The 16,223-nt window shown below is 65.1% G+C and carries 12 protein-coding genes; 2 read left to right on the top strand and 10 right to left on the bottom strand.

The window, feature by feature from the left end; genetic code table 11:
• Positions 1–164: 164 nt before the first annotated feature.
• Both RTI28_RS05665 and RTI28_RS05660 read left to right on the top strand, forming a co-directional pair.
• Positions 165–839 (top strand): heavy metal response regulator transcription factor, encoded by a 675-nt coding sequence (locus RTI28_RS05665; RefSeq protein ID WP_042122674.1) that lies wholly within the window; start codon positions 165–167, stop codon positions 837–839.
• Positions 836–2,215 carry a heavy metal sensor histidine kinase gene (locus RTI28_RS05660; protein WP_316919521.1) on the top strand — a complete coding sequence of 460 codons (1,380 nt, stop codon included), beginning with the start codon at positions 836–838 and terminating at the stop codon, positions 2,213–2,215. Before RTI28_RS05665 ends, RTI28_RS05660 begins: the two co-directional genes overlap by 4 nt.
• 146 nt (positions 2,216–2,361) lie before the next feature.
• Here the strand turns inward: RTI28_RS05660 and pdxJ are convergent, their stop codons facing one another.
• The 10 genes from pdxJ to RTI28_RS05610 form a co-directional block, all read right to left on the bottom strand.
• Positions 2,362–3,105 (bottom strand): pyridoxine 5'-phosphate synthase, encoded by a 744-nt coding sequence (pdxJ, locus tag RTI28_RS05655; RefSeq protein ID WP_316919520.1) that lies wholly within the window; start codon positions 3,103–3,105, stop codon positions 2,362–2,364.
• 44 nt (positions 3,106–3,149) lie between these two features.
• Positions 3,150–3,833 carry a DNA repair protein RecO gene (gene recO / locus RTI28_RS05650; protein ID WP_316919519.1) on the bottom strand — a complete coding sequence of 228 codons (684 nt, stop codon included), beginning with the start codon at positions 3,831–3,833 and terminating at the stop codon, positions 3,150–3,152.
• Positions 3,834–3,887: 54 nt separating this feature from the next.
• Entirely contained in the window at positions 3,888–4,793 is a 906-nt protein-coding gene (gene era, locus RTI28_RS05645; protein WP_042122670.1) for a GTPase Era, read from the bottom strand.
• Positions 4,786–5,475, bottom strand: a complete 690-nt coding sequence (gene rnc, locus RTI28_RS05640) for a ribonuclease III (protein ID WP_042122669.1) — start codon at positions 5,473–5,475, stop codon at positions 4,786–4,788. The genes era and rnc overlap by 8 nt, the downstream gene beginning before the upstream one ends.
• Positions 5,476–5,656: 181 nt before the next feature.
• A complete protein-coding gene (lepB, locus tag RTI28_RS05635; protein WP_316919518.1) occupies positions 5,657–6,511 on the bottom strand; it encodes a signal peptidase I in 855 nt (284 codons plus the stop codon).
• 5 nt (positions 6,512–6,516) lie between these two features.
• Complete coding sequence (gene lepA, locus RTI28_RS05630) at positions 6,517–8,316, bottom strand: translation elongation factor 4 (RefSeq protein ID WP_316919517.1); 1,800 nt, start codon at positions 8,314–8,316, stop codon at positions 6,517–6,519.
• Between the two features lie 154 nt (positions 8,317–8,470).
• Entirely contained in the window at positions 8,471–9,778 is a 1,308-nt protein-coding gene (locus tag RTI28_RS05625; RefSeq protein WP_316919516.1) for a hypothetical protein, read from the bottom strand.
• Between the two features lie 15 nt (positions 9,779–9,793).
• Complete coding sequence (locus RTI28_RS05620) at positions 9,794–11,101, bottom strand: hypothetical protein (protein ID WP_316919515.1); 1,308 nt, start codon at positions 11,099–11,101, stop codon at positions 9,794–9,796.
• Positions 11,102–11,163: 62 nt separating this feature from the next.
• Complete coding sequence (locus tag RTI28_RS05615; protein WP_316919514.1) at positions 11,164–12,045, bottom strand: Ig-like domain-containing protein; 882 nt, start codon at positions 12,043–12,045, stop codon at positions 11,164–11,166.
• Positions 12,046–12,106: 61 nt separating this feature from the next.
• Positions 12,107–16,126 (bottom strand): hypothetical protein, encoded by a 4,020-nt coding sequence (locus tag RTI28_RS05610; protein WP_316919513.1) that lies wholly within the window; start codon positions 16,124–16,126, stop codon positions 12,107–12,109.
• Between the last annotated feature and the right edge of the window lie 97 nt (positions 16,127–16,223).

Below are 16,223 nucleotides of genomic sequence, written 5' to 3'. Positions count from 1 at the left end.
TATACGGGCCGAAAGATCACCTAACCCCCAAATGGCTGAAACATTACAAATCTGTAACTTACCCCTCCTTCGCAACACCCTGTCATACCATTCCTTCCCCCGCCCTTGACCCTGAAGCTGCTTCAAGGTCGAGAATCGCCGCTTTTCTTCAGTTCGAGACTTTCATGCGCCTACTTGTCATCGAGGACGAGGTCCGTACCGCCGACTACCTGCAGCAGGGCCTCAGCGAGAACGGCTACGTGGTCGACTGCGCCCGCAACGGCGCCGACGGCCTGCACCTGGCCCTGCAGCAGACCTACGACCTGGTCATTCTCGACGTCAACCTGCCGCAGCTGGACGGCTGGACCGTGCTGCAACGCCTGCGCGCGCAGTCGGCGACGCGGATCATGATGCTGACCGCCCACGGCCGCCTGTCCGACCGGGTCAAGGGCCTCGACCTGGGTGCCGACGACTACCTGCTCAAGCCCTTCGAGTTTCCCGAGCTGCTGGCACGGGTGCGCAGCCTCCTGCGACGCAGTGAGCAGTCGTTGCAACCATCGACGCTGAAAGTCGCCGACCTCGAGCTCGACCCCGGCCGCCACCGTGCCTGGCGCGCCGGCCAGCGCATCGACCTGACCGCCAAGGAATTCGCCCTGCTGCACCTGCTGATGCGCCAGAGCGGCGAGGTGCTGTCGCGCACGCAGATCATTTCGCTGGTCTGGGACATGAATTTCGACTGCGACACCAATGTGGTGGAGGTGTCGATCCGCCGCCTGCGGGCGAAGATCGACGATCCGTTCGAGGACAAACTGATCCATACCCTGCGCGGTGTCGGCTACGTCCTGGAAGCCCGCCCGTGAGGCCTGCGCGCCTGTCGCTGCGCCTGGGCCTGAGCGTGATCCTGATGGGCGCGGCGCTGGTGCTGTTGCTCGCGGCGCTGGCGGTGATGGCCCTGGATCGCGAACTGGAACGGCGCGCCCGCGACCATCTCGAACGCAAGATGGAACAGATCGAGCACAGCCTGAACGTCGATCTGCGGGTCAGCGACCTGCGCGCCCGTGCCCACCCGTTGCTGGATGTGGTGATGGGCCATGACAACCTGAGCCTCAGTGTGATCGAGCTCAGCGCCCGCCATCCGGCCCGGCTTAGCCTCGGCCCGGCACTGGAGACACCGAAGGAGCCGCTGCCGATCGGTCCGCGCCTGGCCTTCAGCGAGTGGACCGACAGCCGCAACAACTCGCTGCTGAGCGCCACCCACAGCATGCGTCTGCAGGACGGCACGGCGGTGCAGGTGCTGCTGACCCTCAATCGCAGCGAAGACCTCGACCTGCTTCATGCCTACCTGCGCTCCACCCTGTTCGCCCTGCCGCTGTTGCTGCTGCTGATCGGCGTCTGCGCCTGGAAGCTGGTGCAGCGCGGCCTGTCGCCCCTGCGCCGGTTTCGCCGTATCGCCGAGCAGGTGTCCGCCCAGGACCTCGGCCACCGCCTGCCGGAAACCCGCCTGCCGCAGGAACTGCAGACCCTGGCGCGAAGCATCAACGTCATGCTCGATCGCCTGGAAAACGGCGTACAGCAGTTGTCCCAGTTTTCCGACGACCTCGCCCACGAGTTGCGCACGCCGATCAGCAACCTGATGGGCCGGGCCCAGGTCACCCTCAGCCGCGAGCGGCCGACGGCGGATTACAAGGTGGCCCTGGAAGACAGCATCGAGGAGCTGACCCGCCTGAGCCGGATCATCACCGACATGCTGTTTCTCGCGCAGGTCGAGCAACCCCTGGTGAAGATGCAGCTCAACCCGGTGGCCCTGGACGACGAGGCGCGGCGGGTAGCGGAGTTGTTCGATATCAGCGCGGAAAGCCGCGGGATCACATTGAAGGTCAGCGGCTGGGGCACGGTGAGTGGCGATCGGCTGATGGTGCAGCGGGCGTTGTCGAATCTGTTGAGCAATGCCATCCGGCATGCGCCCGAGGGCAGCGTGGTGCGCATCGGCATCGGCGCGCGGGACGACGGCCTGCATTGCTGGGTGGAAAATGGCGGACCGGGAATAGCCACGGAGCATCTGCCCCATCTGTTCGAGCGCTTCTACCGGGTGGGCAGCGGCCGCTCGCGGCTGGATGGCGGAACCGGGCTGGGCCTGGCGATCGTGCGCTCGATCATGCAGGTGCATGGTGGGCGGGTCGAGGTGAGCAGTTCGCTGCGGGGGCCGACGCGGTTCAGCCTGGTGTTTCCGGGGTAAACGGTCGTGGCGAGCCTGTAGGAGCGGGCGCTGCCCGCGAAAGGACCGCAAAGCGGTCCCTGATAGCGGATAGCAGCGAGGTCTGGGACCGCTTTGCGGTCCTTTCGCGGGCAAGCCCGCTCCTACAACAACGGCCGGAAGCGTCTTTAACCGCGGCTGGCCGCCAGGATCAGCGCCTTCATCTCCGCCACGGCGCCCTTGAAGCCGACGAACAGCGCATGGGCCACCAGCGCATGGCCGATGTTCAGTTCGTTGATGCCCTTGATCGCCGCCACCGCCTCCACATTGTGGTAGTGCAGGCCATGCCCGGCATTGACGATCAGCCCCTGGCCCAGGCCAAAGGCCACACCATCGGCGATGCGCTTGAGTTCGTCGGCTTCCTCGCCTGGGGTGTGCGCATCGGCATAGCGCCCGGTATGCAGTTCGATCGCCGGTGCGCCAACCCGGCGCGAGGCTTCGATCTGGCGCTCGTCTGCGTCAATGAACAGCGACACTTCCGAACCAAGACGCGACAGGCGCTCCACCGCCGCCTTGATCCGTGCTTCCTGGCCAGCCACGTCGAGGCCGCCCTCGGTGGTCAGTTCCTGACGAGTCTCCGGCACCAGGCAGATATGCGCCGGACGGATGCGCTCGGCGAACGCCATCATTTCCTCGGTGACACCCATCTCGAAGTTCATGCGGGTCTGCAGCACGTCCTTGAGCACCAGCACGTCGCGCTCCTGGATGTGCCGGCGATCTTCGCGCAGGTGCACGGTGATGCCGTCGGCACCGGCCTCTTCGGCATCCAGCGCGGCCTTGACCGGGTCGGGGTATCGGGTGCCACGGGCCTGGCGCAGGGTCGCCACGTGGTCGATGTTGACGCCGAGAAGGATGCGGTTGCTGTGAGTCACGAAGAAGCTCTCCTGAAAGTTGAGCCCGACAGCATACGACGAGCTCAACGCTTGCGAAACAGTTCCCGGCTGACCAGGGGCCGGCCGCCCAGATGAACGGCCAGGGCCTGGCGCATCAGGCGCTTGGCCGCGCTCAGGGCGCCGGGCGCGTCCCAGTCGGCGTTGGCCATGGCCGCCAGTTCGACACCGCTGAACAACCCCGGCTGCAGCAGGTAGACCCGCTCCAGCCCGGCATCCACCTGCAGGCGGTACCAGCCATCCGCCACCAGGGCATCGCCGTTGATGTCCTGGTCGAGGGCGAAGGCATAGCCCAGCTCGTCCAGCAGGCGCCATTCGAAGCTGCGCAGCAGCGGCTCCAGCGCACGCCCGGCGGCCAGCGCCTGCAGGGTCGCGGCGTAGTGGTCGAACAGCACGGGATGGGGATCTTCCGCCGGCAACAGGCGGATCAGCAGTTCATTCAGGTACAGCCCGCTGAACAGCGCGTCGCCATGCAACCAGGCGGCAACGCCGACGCTGTCCAGGCGGCCGACGTTCTTCAGCTCGCCACGCCCGCGCAGTTCCACTTCCAGCGGTACGAACGGCCGCGCCAGGCTGCCGCCCTTGCCGCGGGCGCGGCGCATGACCGCGCGGACCCGCCCCTGCGGGGTGAGGAAATCCACCAGGGCGCTGGTTTCGCGGTAGGCGCGGTTGTGCAGGACGTAGGCCGGCAGGGCCTCTGGCTGTTCCATGATCGGCTTCGAAGAAGGCTTGGCCCGGCAGCGGACGCCGCCGGGCGCGGGGGCTTACAGGTCGCCGTAACCCAGCGAACGCAGGGCGCGCTCGTCGTCGGACCAGCCGCCCTTGACCTTGACCCAGAGGTTGAGCATGACCTTGGCGTCGAACAGCACTTCCATGTCCTTGCGCGCCTCGGAACCGATGCGCTTGATGCGCTCGCCCTTGTCGCCAATGATGATTTTCTTCTGCCCGTCGCGTTCCACCAGGATCAGCGCATGGATGTGCAGGACATGGCCCTGCTGCTTGAATTCCTCGATTTCCACGGTGATCTGGTACGGCAGCTCGGCGCCGAGCTGGCGCATGATCTTCTCGCGCACCAGCTCGGCGGCGAGGAAGCGGCTGCTGCGGTCGGTGATCTGGTCTTCCGGGAAGAAGTGCTCGTTCTCCGGCAGGTGCTTGGCGATCAGGCCTTCCAGGGCGTCGAGGTTGTGCCCCTGCTGCGCGGAGATCGGCACGATCTCGGCGTTCGGCAGTTGTTCCTGCAGCCATTGCAGGTGCGGGATCAGCTCGGCCTTCTCCTCGATGCGGTCGGTCTTGTTGATCGCCAGGATCACCGGGCCCTGCACGTACTGCACGCGCTCGAGCACCAACTGGTCCTCGTCGGTCCAGCGGGTGCGGTCGACCACGAAGATCACCACGTCGACGTCCTTCAACGCCGCCGAGGCGGTCTTGTTCATGTAGCGGTTGAGCGCCTTCTCGTTGCTCTTGTGCATGCCCGGGGTATCGACGTAGATCGCCTGGATATCGCCCTCGGTCTTGATCCCGAGCATGTTGTGGCGGGTGGTCTGCGGCTTGCGCGAGGTGATCGCCAGCTTCTGCCCGAGGATATGGTTGAGCAGCGTCGACTTGCCCACGTTGGGACGGCCGACGATGGCGACGTAGCCGCAACGGGTGGTGTTCAGTTCTTCAGTCATTGCCATTCTCCACGCCCAGGGCGATCAGTGCCGCGGCGGCTGCCACCTGCTCGGCGATACGCCGGCTGACACCCTGCCCCCGGCTCTTTTCGGTCAACAGGGTCACTTCGCACTCGACGAAGAACGTCCGGCAGTGCGGCTCGCCCTGGATATCCACCACTTCATAGCGGGGCAGTTCGCAGGCCCGCGACTGGAGGAATTCCTGCAGGCGGGTTTTCGGGTCCTTGTTGGTGTCGACCAGGGTCAGGCTGTCGAACTCGCCCGCCAGCCAGGACAGCACGCGCTCACGGGCGGTCTGCATGTCGGCGTCGAGGTAGATCGCGCCGATCAGCGCCTCGAGGGCATCGGCGAGGATCGACTCGCGACGGAAACCGCCGCTTTTCAGCTCGCCCGAGCCCAGGCGCAGGTAGTCGCCCAGCTCGAAGCCACGGGCCAGCAGGGCCAGGGTCTCGCCCTTCACCAGGCGGGCGCGCAGACGCGACAGCTGGCCTTCGCGGGCCTGGGGAAAACGTTCGAACAGGGCTTCGCCGGCGACGAAGTTGAGGATCGCATCGCCCAGGAACTCCAGGCGCTCGTTGTTGCGCCCGGCGAAACTGCGATGGGTCAGGGCCAGCAGCATCAGCTCCTGGTTCTTGAAGGTGTAGCCGAGCTTGCGCTCGAGGCGACTCAGGGAAGGGCTCACGGTGTACCCACGCGATGTTCTTGGTGGTTCAGAAAAGCGTTGTTCAAATGCAGATCCTGAAAGACGGTATGGAATCATGCCTGCTGGCCTGCAAGGGCCGGGAGCCGCGGCGGGGCCCCTCGATACAGCCTATGCCAGAAAAGCATTCGGCGCCGTCCCGAGGGACAGCGCCGTGAAGGTGCTACTTGATCAGCCCTACCCGCGACAGGCTCGGGAAGTGGCTGAGTTTCGGCTCCGGCCAGCTCATCCATACGGCAAAGGCCTTGCCGACGATGTTCTGGTCCGGAACCATGCCCAGCAGCTCCTTGGGAATCGACGGATCGTCCCAGTAGCGGCTGTCGTTGGAGTTGTCGCGGTTGTCACCCATCATGAAGTAGTGCCCGGCGGGCACCGTCCACTGCTGGTCGGCCGGTACGTTGTAGCGGCTCATCTGCTTGCGGATCAGGTGTTCGGCCTCGCCGAGCTTTTCCTTGAACAGCTCCGCGCTGCCCAGCGTGCCCGGCTCGGCACCGACCAGTTGCTCGGCGACCAACTGGCCGTTGACGTACAGGCGCTTGTCGCTGGTATAGCGCACCTGGTCGCCCGGCAGGCCGACCACGCGCTTGATGTAGTTGACGTTCGGATCGCTCGGGTAGCGGAACACCATCACATCGCCGCGTTGCGGATCACCGACCTCGATGACCTTCTTGTCGATCACCGGCAGGCGGATGCCATAGGAGAACTTGTTGACCAGGATGAAGTCGCCCACTTCCAGGGTCGGTTTCATCGACCCCGAAGGGATCTGGAACGGCTCGACCAGGAACGAACGCAGCACCAGCACGATGAACAGCACCGGAAAGAACGACTTGCCGTACTCGACCAGCAACGGCTCCTTGTTCAACTGCTCGACCACCGACATCTCGGGCTGGCTGACGCTGCCCTGGTAAGTGGCGATCGCTGCCCGCCGGCGCGGTGCCAGGAACAGCAGATCGAGCAGCGCCAGCAGCCCACAGACAGCGACTGCAATGACAAGCAACAGCGGGAAATTTAGTGACATAGGACCTAGCTATCCAAGCGGAGCACGGCGAGGAAGGCTTCCTGTGGAATCTCCACGTTGCCCACCTGTTTCATGCGTTTCTTACCAGCCTTCTGTTTCTCCAACAGCTTGCGCTTACGGCTCACGTCGCCACCATAGCACTTGGCCAGTACGTTCTTTCTGAGTGCCTTGACCGTGGTCCGGGCAACGATCTGGCCGCCAATGGCTGCCTGGATCGCCACATCGAACATCTGCCGAGGAATCAGTTCCTTCATCTTCTCGGTCAACGCGCGACCTTTGTAGTGCGCATTGTCACGGTGAACGATCAATGCCAGGGCATCGACCTTGTCGCCGTTGATCAGTACGTCGAGCTTGACCAGGTTGGCCGACTGATAACGGTCGAAATGGTAATCCAGCGAAGCATAGCCACGGCTGGTGGATTTGAGACGGTCGAAGAAGTCCAGCACCACTTCGTTCATCGGCAGGTCATAGCGCACCTGCACCTGCGAGCCGAGGAACTGCATGTCGCGCTGCACGCCGCGTTTCTCGATGCACAGGGTGATGACGTTGCCCAGGTGCTCCTGCGGCACCAGGATGGTCGCGGCGACGATCGGCTCGCGGAAGTCCTCGACCGAGGACACGTCCGGCAGCTTCGACGGGTTGTCGACGTAGATGGTTTCGCCGGTCTTGAGCTTGACCTCGAAGATAACGCTTGGCGCGGTGGTGATCAGGTCCAGGTCGTATTCGCGCTCCAGGCGCTCCTGGATGATCTCCATGTGCAGCATGCCGAGGAAGCCGCAACGGAAACCGAAGCCTAGGGCGTCGGAGCTTTCCGGGGTGTACTGCAGCGACGAATCGTTCAGGGTCAGTTTCTGCAACGCATCGCGAAAATCTTCGAAATCGTCGGAACTGACAGGGAACAGGCCGGCATAGACCTGCGGCTGGATCTTCTTGAAGCCATCCAGCACGGCCACTTCCGGGGTCGAGGACAGGGTCAGGGTGTCGCCTACCGGCGCGCCATGGATGTCCTTGATGCTGGCGATGATGAAGCCCACTTCACCGGCCTTGAGATCGGTGGTCTGGGTGTGCTTCGGCGTGAACACGCCGACGCTGTCGACCAGGTGCACCTTGCCGGTGGACTTGACCAGGATCTTGTCGCCCTTCTTCACGCGGCCGTGACGCACGCGGACCAGGGACACGACGCCCAGGTAGTTGTCGAACCAGGAGTCGATGATCAGCGCCTGCAGCGGCGCGTCGATCTCGCCTTCCGGCGCCGGAATGCTCTGCACCAGGCGCTCCAGCACCTCGTCCACGCCCATGCCGCTCTTCGCCGAGCAGGCTACGGCGTCGGTGGCGTCGATGCCGATGATCTTCTCGATTTCTTCCTTCACGCGGTCCGGATCGGCCTGCGGCAGGTCCATCTTGTTCAGGACCGGCATGACTTCCAGGCCCTGTTCGATGGCGGTGTAGCAGTTGGCTACCGACTGCGCCTCGACGCCCTGACCGGCATCGACCACCAGCAGCGCGCCCTCGCAGGCCGCCAGGGAGCGGCTGACTTCGTAGGTGAAGTCGACGTGGCCGGGGGTGTCGATGAAGTTCAGCTGGTAGGTTTTGCCGTCGCCGGCCTTGTAATGCAGGGTGACGCTGTGGGCCTTGATGGTGATCCCGCGTTCACGCTCCAGGTCCATGGAGTCGAGGACCTGCGCTTCCATCTCACGGTCGCTCAGGCCACCGCACATCTGGATGAACCGGTCAGCCAGGGTCGACTTGCCGTGGTCAATGTGGGCGATGATGGAGAAATTGCGGATATGACTCAAATCACTCACGGATCAACACTCAAAAAGGCCGCGGGCCGGACGCCCGCCGAAAAATAGCCGGGAATTGTACCTGATGCCGAAGGGTTATGGGAGATTCCATTCGCCGGGCGCAACAGCGCCACGACGACCGCCCGTCTTGCACGGGCGGCCGGAAGCAACACGCTCACGGCATGGACTGCTGCACCGGATCGAAGGTGAACACCGAGCCCGGTGGCGCGCTGAGATCGATCAGCACGATGGGCAGGAATCCGCCGGTCACCTGGGCGTAATTGCGCTGGATGTACTGGGCGCCCTGCACTCCTGCGGGCTGCGCCCAGTTATAGAAGAAGGCCTCCAGCGGCAGTCGCCTGGGAATATCCAGCGGCCAGGGCGCGATGATGATTTCGTTCCAGGTGCCGGCGGTCCAGGTCTGGTTGTGGCGTACCTGGTTGTTCAGGTCGAAGGCCTGGGCACTGGGGCCCAGGCTGCAGTCTCGGGCGTAGCCGGTCGGATAATGCCTGCGGTAGTCGGCCAGCGTATGAATGCCCTTGAGGCTGCAATCGGCACGGCAGCGATCGGGAGGACCGGTTCCCGCGTCGCCGGCATAGGCACAACGCAAGGTCACCGGATAACTGGCCGGAAAGCTCAGCTCGCGAAAGATGAAGCCCTGCGCATAAAAGATGGTGCGCGAGCCCAGGTCCTGGCGCAGGTAGGAAAACGATACACCGTTGTCCTGGTAGGCATTCGGCTTGGGGTTCCAGGACGGCGGCGGACCGGGCACCGTGCCACGGATCAGCACCCCGTCACAGTACAGGGACGCCTTGCCATCGGCACAGATCGCCCTGTCGTCCTGATAACGCTGGTTGAGCCGCGCCGCCACCTGGTAGCCAACATACATCTGCTCCCTGAGATCGAATCCGAATGGATTCTGCTCCGCGCTGCTGTCCAGGCGCAGTACCGGCAGCCATTCGCCAGTGGCCTGGAACCAGGCGCGCTGGTTGCGCAACGCCGTGCCCAGGCCCGCAGGCTGGTGGATGTGGTAGTACACGGCAATCACCGGCAATAGCGTCGGCGGCGTGGCATTCCAGTTGCGTACCAGCAACTCGGGCGGACGGTCCATGCCATCATCGCCGAGCAACTGGTAGTCCTTGTTCTGACCGATGGCGGTGAAACGATCGGCGAACAGGTAACCGCTGGCCTCGCTCAGTGGACCCGGCGTGATATCACGGCGCAGGTAATCGAAGCGCTCCGCGCCGCGCTGGATCGCATCCGGCCCGTGACTCCAGAACGGCGCGGGGTCGGTGGGCAGGATCGGCTTGGCCATCACCCCGCTGCAGTAATAGGCCGCGTGGTTGTCCACGCAGTGCTCGGGCGTGCTGTTCCAGGCCTGGTTCAGACGCTGGGCCAGTTCCGGACCGTTGAGCGCCAGGGCCTGCCCCACGTCGAGGCAGAGCCAGAGAACGAACAGCCAGCGACACAGGGATCCACACATGTTATTCCCTCCCGTTCAATAGCTCTGGTCCGCCGGCACATAGACGAACTTCGCGCCGGCCGGGGCGCCCAGGTCGACCCGCACGATGGGCATGAACCTTCCGGTTTCCTGCAGGAAGTCGTTCTGGATATAACGGGCACCGGTCAACCCGGGGCCTTCCCAGAAGACCGCCTCGATCGGCAACTGGGTCGGGATGTCCTGCGGCCAGGCGCCGATGATCAGTTCGTTGTGACCGTTGGCCCAGCCCTGCCCGACCCGCACATCGGTGTTGAGCTGAAACTCGGCCGGCGTGTCGAGGAAGGTGCAGCTCGCTCCGGGGTTGGCGTTGTACTTCGCCCTCCACGCCGCGACCGTGGTGATGTTTTCCGACTTGCAGCTGGCCCGACAGCTGTTGGGGATACTGCTGGTACCCGCATTGGCCGGATAGGCGCAGCGAAAGCGCACCGAATGGGCAGCGGGCCTGCCCAGTTCGTGAAAGATCAGCCCCTCGTTGCCGACCACCCCGACGGTGCCGACATCGCTGCGCACATATGAAAACGACACACCGTCGCGCGAGACCGAATTCGGACTGGGATTCCATGAGTGGAAGCCGGTACCGTACCCGGTCCCGCGGATGATCACGCCATTGCAGTACAGCGCCGAACGCCCATCGGGACAGGTATCGGCGGTATCGGCGAAGCGCCGGTTGATCCGCTCCGCCACCTGATAGCCGCCGTAGAGCTGATCACGCTGGTTGAAACCGAACTGCTGCCCGGGACTGGCGCCGGGGTCGAAGCGCAGGACCGGCAGCCAGTCGCCGGTGGCCTCGAACCAGTCGAGCTGATCGCGCAGGGCCAGCTTCAGCCCGGCCAGCGAGCGGTAGTACAGCGCCTGCACCGGCAGCCGCGCCGGCGCCGCCGCCCCCCAGTTGACCACCAGCAACTCCGGCGGACGGTTCATGCCGTCATCGCCCTGCAACTGGTAATCCTTGTTCTGGCCGATGGCGGTGAAGCGGTCGGCGAGGATGTAGCCGCTGTCCTGGGCCAGCGGCCCCGCCGCGACATCGCTGCGCAGATAGTCGAAGCGCTCGGCGCCACGGGCGATGGCGTCCGGTCCGTGGCTCCAGAACGGCTGCGGATCGCCGGGCAGCACCTGCTTGGCCATCACCCCGCTGCAGTGATAGGCCGCGCGGTTGCCCACGCAGCGCTCCGGGGTACTGATGTGGGCCTGGTTCAGGCGCTGGGCGACCTCCGGCCCGTTGAGGGCATGGGCCTGCAGCGTCCCGAGGGCGAACACCAGGCAAAGTGCCAGCCTGCCGCACCCTTGCAGCAAAAGATTGCTCATGTTCCTGTCTCCCCGGCGCCGACCGTCGGATCAGGCTCGGCGCCCGCGGTGGTGGTCGAGTCTCAGCCGTGCAGAACACCCACCGCCTGCAGCAGGGCACTGATGTCCATGCCCTCGGCGGCGCCGCTGTTGAGGTCGAAGGTGTTGGCGGTTCCGGCGCCGATGAGCGTGCCCCACACCGGGTAGTCCGGCAGCTCCAGGTAAAAGCCGATGGGCAACGGATAGAACAGCTTCAGCCGGGAGAAATCCGCCAGCGTGGGCAGGCTCAGGCCGGTGTCCCGGCACAGCTGGTCGGCCCCGGACCAGTCCGCGGCACTGCTCAGCACATGCAGTTCGTCGATACCCTTGACCGTCAGCTGATAGCTGGCCGGCCCCGACGGCGCGCCGGACGCGGTGATGCTGGCCGCGCCGTTGCTCAGCGCGGTGACGATGCCGAGGCTGTCCACCACGGCCACTTTCTCGTCGCTGCTGCTGTAGCCGGTGGCACCGGGCAAGGCCCGCTGCATGCGGGTAAAGGCCGGCAGCTCGGCGGGCGGCCGGGCCTGCGAATGGGTGTAGGCGACCAGGTAGTTGTGCGGCGACAGATCGAACTCCACCGCCCCGGAAAACCCCTGCGCCAGTTTGAATTCGAGGGGAACGGAGTCGCCGACATTGGTGATGCTGTAGCTCACCGCCACATCCTTGCCGATGTTGGCCAGCAGGATGTCCTTGTCGATGGGGAGGGTGATCGGCCGGCCATGGGGGCCGATCGGCCATGGCAGTTCGAACAGTACCGTGCCGTCGTCGTCGCGCAGGTACAGGGTCAGGGTCTCTCCCCCCCACGCCGGGAGTACTTCCAGGACATGCGCGTTGGCACCGTCTTCCGGCACGCTGTTGGGGTCCAGCTCGCCATTGAGCACGCCATCGACACTGGGCGCGGCGAGGTCCATCTTGATCGAGTTCATCTGCTTGATCCTCTGTGCGCGGCCCTGGTTTCAATCGCCAGGGCCGCGATCGCCGTCAATGTCAGGCTTTGCCCTGCTCTTGCGCCGCCGCCGGGTCCAGCAGCGCGGCTTCGCCGGGCGGCACGACGCGGCTGTGGGTGAGCTTGCCGGTCAGGTCCGGCTGCACCGCCGAGCTGTCGCCACCACCCGCCGCCACACCCCAGGTCACCACCCGGCCGTCGTGGGTCAGCGCGGTGAAGCCGTGGCTGTTGGCATAGATGGCCCGCACGTTGACCAGTTGCGCGGCCACCGGCGTCGTATCGCCACCGGTCTTCGCATCGCCCCAGGCGACGACCGTGCCGTCGCGACGCAGCGCGGCGAAGCTCCAGGCACTGCCGACCACCGAGACGATGTTGGAGATCTTGGCAATGTCCTCCCCCACGTCTCCACCGTTGTCCTCATTGCCCCAGGCCACTACATGGCCGTTGGCGCGCCGCGCGCACATGGCATGCCAGGTGCTGCTGATTTCCACGATGTCCTTCATCGCCAGGATATCGGGGTGCACCACGCCCCCATGGGTTTCCGCTCCCCAGGCCTGCAGGCCACCATCGTCGAGCAGGACACTGAAGGCCTGGGCCGTTGCGGCACCGAGGGCCTTGATGTTGGTGAGCTTGGCGACATCAGAGGAGACATCGCCACCGTAGCTGGTGTGCCCCCAGGCGATCACCGTCTTCGAGCCGCCGCCGTCGCGCAGCGCGGCGAACGCGCCGTAGTTGCCGGCCAACTGGACGATGTTGCCCATGGCCTCCTGGCCTTCCTTCATCTGCCCGCCCATGCTCACGTCGCCCCAGGCCACCACATGCCCGCTGGCCCGCCGCGCGGCGAATGCCATAGCCGCGCCGAGCACCTCGACGTAGTCCCTGTGCTGCTCGACCGCCTGCGACACCGGGACCCCATGGGTCGCCGGGCCCCAGGCATACAGCGAGCCATCGCTCAGGCGACCGACGAACGCCTGGGCATTGCTGCGCACCTGCTCGAAGGTGCCGTTCTTCTCCGGCGCCGCCGCCCCACCCCAGCGCACCACATAACCATCGCGCAGGCGCGCCACGTAGCCATTGCCGCTGCCAGTGATCTCGGCAACGTTCTTGATGGTGATCAGAGTCGGGGACAATTTGCCGCCGTAGGTTTCGTTGCCCCAGGCGCGCATGTCGACTTCCGGCTCGCTGCCGACCACGACCTCGTCGCGCATCGCGACGAAGGCGGCGGCACCGTCGGCGGTGGTATCGGCACCGTTGCCGACGACATTGCACGGACGCAGCTCCAGGGTCTGGCTTTCGCTGCGCACGTAGAGCTTCAGCCACGGCTTGTTGTCAAACCAGTGCGTCCTGGCCGTCCATTGCTGGCTGTCTTCGTAGCGCCACTCGGCGAGCATCGGCGCCAGGGTGGTGTCGTGGAAGGCACTGATCATCCGCGGCGCGCTGGACGCCCGGTAGGTGTTGACGTTGAAACGCGCGCCCATGACCCGCAACGGCCCGGAGCCGACCTCGCGGTTGACCGTGTAGGTCTGCTTGCCGGACGCCTCCACCGGTCCACCCGGGATTCGCTCGACTTCGTAGGCGAGATCGAAGGTGGTGCCGTTGCTGGCGTTGATGATCGTATAGGGAATCGTGACCTGCACCGGCTGCCCGCCGCCACCTGGTGGTACCAGATAAGAGATGGTGGTGCTGCCGCCCGAAGCACTGCTGGCGACCAGCACGTACACGGTATTGCCCTCCTCGACCTGCACGGCGGCGTCGATGCGCACCGTGGCCCCATTCAGGACGTCGTCCGGGTTGAGCTGATCGCCCTCGGCCTCGAGGATCACCGGCAGCGGCAGGGTGGCGCGCTGGACCCGCAGGGTCAGCGTTCCGGACACTGGCGCGGAGCCGTCCTGTTTGAACACCTGATAGGACACCACCACCATGCCCTCGGCGTTGGCCTCGACGTACTCATAGTCGATGGTCAGGTCGAAGGGCTTGCCAACGTCGCCCTGGAACACCTGCTTGCTTTCCTTGGTGACACCACCCGGTTTGTCGCCTTGCCAGGTCACCTCGACTTCGTCGCCGAACTCCAGATCGGCCTCGACCGGGATCCGCACCGTCGCACCTTGCAGCGCATCGGACGGATTGAGGATGCCGTCGACCGCCTCGACCACTACCGGTAGCGGCAGTGGCGCCTGTTTGGCCCCGATGCTGAACCTGGCGATCGCGGACAGGCGGGTCGGCTCGTCATCGCTTTCGACCCGGTAGGACAGTTCGATGTCCTGTCCCAGGTATTCCTCGACCTTGGCTTTGCCCAGTTGGAACAGCACTTCCTTGCCTTCCATGTGCTCGCTGATCGGCATGTAGTCCGACTCGCCCGTACCGCCGCTGCCGCTCCAGACCAGATGGACCGTCTGATCAGCCTTCATGCCCGAGTAGGGGGAAACGACGATATCCAGTTGTGCGGGCAACTCCTCGGGATCGAGCACGCCGCCGTCGGACGGTGGTCGGGTGAACGGCGCCGGCAGTTCGAACTGGGCCTCGCCCACCCGCAGCAACTCGCGCTCCGAATCCAGCTCCGGCCCAGCGAACTTGAGCAGTTTGTAATAGAGGGACAGCGAGCCGCCATTCAGCGGCGCGATCAGTTTTTCGCCGAGGATCGGCACAAGCCAGGGCTTGCCGGCATTGCCGCCGCTGATGTTGTGCTCGAACACTTCGAGCAGCGCGCTGCCATCGGAGCGGGTGCCGAGCCAGGTCAGCCGCACCGTGTCACCCGCCCCCAGCGCATCGCCTGGCACATTGACGGTGGCCTCCGCCAGGTCCGGGGCGAGAACGCCCTCGATCGCTTCGAGCACCGTCGGTTTCGGCAGCTTCTGCTCGCTGCCGAGGAAGCTCACGAAGTAACGCTTGGACGGCCCGACCACGCTGCCATCGCGGGTTACCGTATAGAACGCCAGGGCACGCCCGGCAGACATCCTCACGGCGTCGGCGTTGGGCACGGCGAACTCCAGCTCCATCGGCATCCGTGTCACCGTCTTCGCGTCCGGCGTCACGGTGACGGTTTCACCTTGTGCGGTGGTGCCGATCCAGGTCGCCGCAACCACGTCGTTGAGCTGCAGGCCGCTTCCAGGGTAGGCGTAGGCCTGAACGATCAGATCGTCAGTACCCAGCAGGTCGAGGTCGATCACCTCGTAGGGGTCGGCGTCCGGATCGGGGTTCAGGATCACCGGGCCGGGGAACAGACCCAGCCCCACCTCCACCTGCACGCTGGTGCGGATCGACCATTCACTGGACTGGTTGTGCACCTCGTCCATCACCCGGTAGACCAGGATCAGGGCATCACTGTCGCCGGCCTCGAGGATCACCTCCTCGGTCACCAGGAAATCCACCGAACCGGCGCCCACGTCGGCCTCGGTCACCTCATGCTCGAGCAGTTGTCCGCCCCAGCTCAGGGTGATGGTGTCGTACACGCGCATGTTGGGGTAGCCGGGGATGGTGACCTTGACGCCGTTCCTCGCCGCCTCCTCGTCGATGACGCCACTGTCCGGCAACTCCGGCTCGGGGGCCGCCAGGTGCTGGTGGCCCGGCACATCGGGTTCGGGGTCGGTACCGCCGGGAAACACCGTGCGTACCAGCACACCGATCCGCTCGGATTCATCCTCGTTGCCACTGCCGGCCCGGACCACCACGCAGTACAGATCATTGACCCCTTCAGGCACCTGGCTGGCGGCAATGTACATGGGGAAATTCTCGCCTTCCTGCCCGGGGTGGACGAGACCGGAGGTGACGGGGGAGCTGTCGTTGCCCCAGAACACCTTGATCCAGTCGCCCGCCTTCATGTTCAGGTAGGCCTGGATGATGATCAGCAGGCCCGAGGCATGGGTGTGCACCGCCATGTGGTTGACGCCGCCAACCGCCCCCTCCGTCTGCACCGGCATGATCATGTTGGGGATGTAGACCGGGTCGAGCACCAGGGCGCCGCTGCGCTCGCGTTCGCCGTGGCGCGCACGGACCCACTCATTGAACTGACGGATGCGCTCTTCCAGAAGCGAGTTGGCGGGGAAGCTTTCGGTGCTGGTCATGGGTGCTCTCCAGATCATGTCGAACCCGATGGACGTGCGCGCGGCACGGATGAGGTTGAGCAGATTGAAGAGCCAAGTGCCGCAGCGGCACAACTGA

The organism is Pseudomonas sp. zfem002 (assembly GCF_032621685.1).
GTDB classification, from domain to species: Bacteria; Pseudomonadota; Gammaproteobacteria; order Pseudomonadales; family Pseudomonadaceae; genus Aquipseudomonas; species Aquipseudomonas japonica.
This window is presented reverse-complemented; position numbering and strand designations above follow the sequence as displayed.

Coding starts and splice junctions, on each gene's coding strand:
- RTI28_RS05615 (WP_316919514.1), bottom strand. CDS start 12,045: ATGAACTCGATCAAGATGGACCTCGCCGCGCCCAGTGTCGATGGCGTG.
- RTI28_RS05665 (WP_042122674.1), top strand. CDS start 165: ATGCGCCTACTTGTCATCGAGGACGAGGTCCGTACCGCCGACTACCTG.
- RTI28_RS05625 (WP_316919516.1), bottom strand. CDS start 9,778: ATGTGTGGATCCCTGTGTCGCTGGCTGTTCGTTCTCTGGCTCTGCCTC.
- recO (WP_316919519.1), bottom strand. CDS start 3,833: ATGGAACAGCCAGAGGCCCTGCCGGCCTACGTCCTGCACAACCGCGCC.
- era (WP_042122670.1), bottom strand. CDS start 4,793: ATGACTGAAGAACTGAACACCACCCGTTGCGGCTACGTCGCCATCGTC.
- lepB (WP_316919518.1), bottom strand. CDS start 6,511: ATGTCACTAAATTTCCCGCTGTTGCTTGTCATTGCAGTCGCTGTCTGT.
- RTI28_RS05610 (WP_316919513.1), bottom strand. CDS start 16,126: ATGACCAGCACCGAAAGCTTCCCCGCCAACTCGCTTCTGGAAGAGCGC.
- RTI28_RS05620 (WP_316919515.1), bottom strand. CDS start 11,101: ATGAGCAATCTTTTGCTGCAAGGGTGCGGCAGGCTGGCACTTTGCCTG.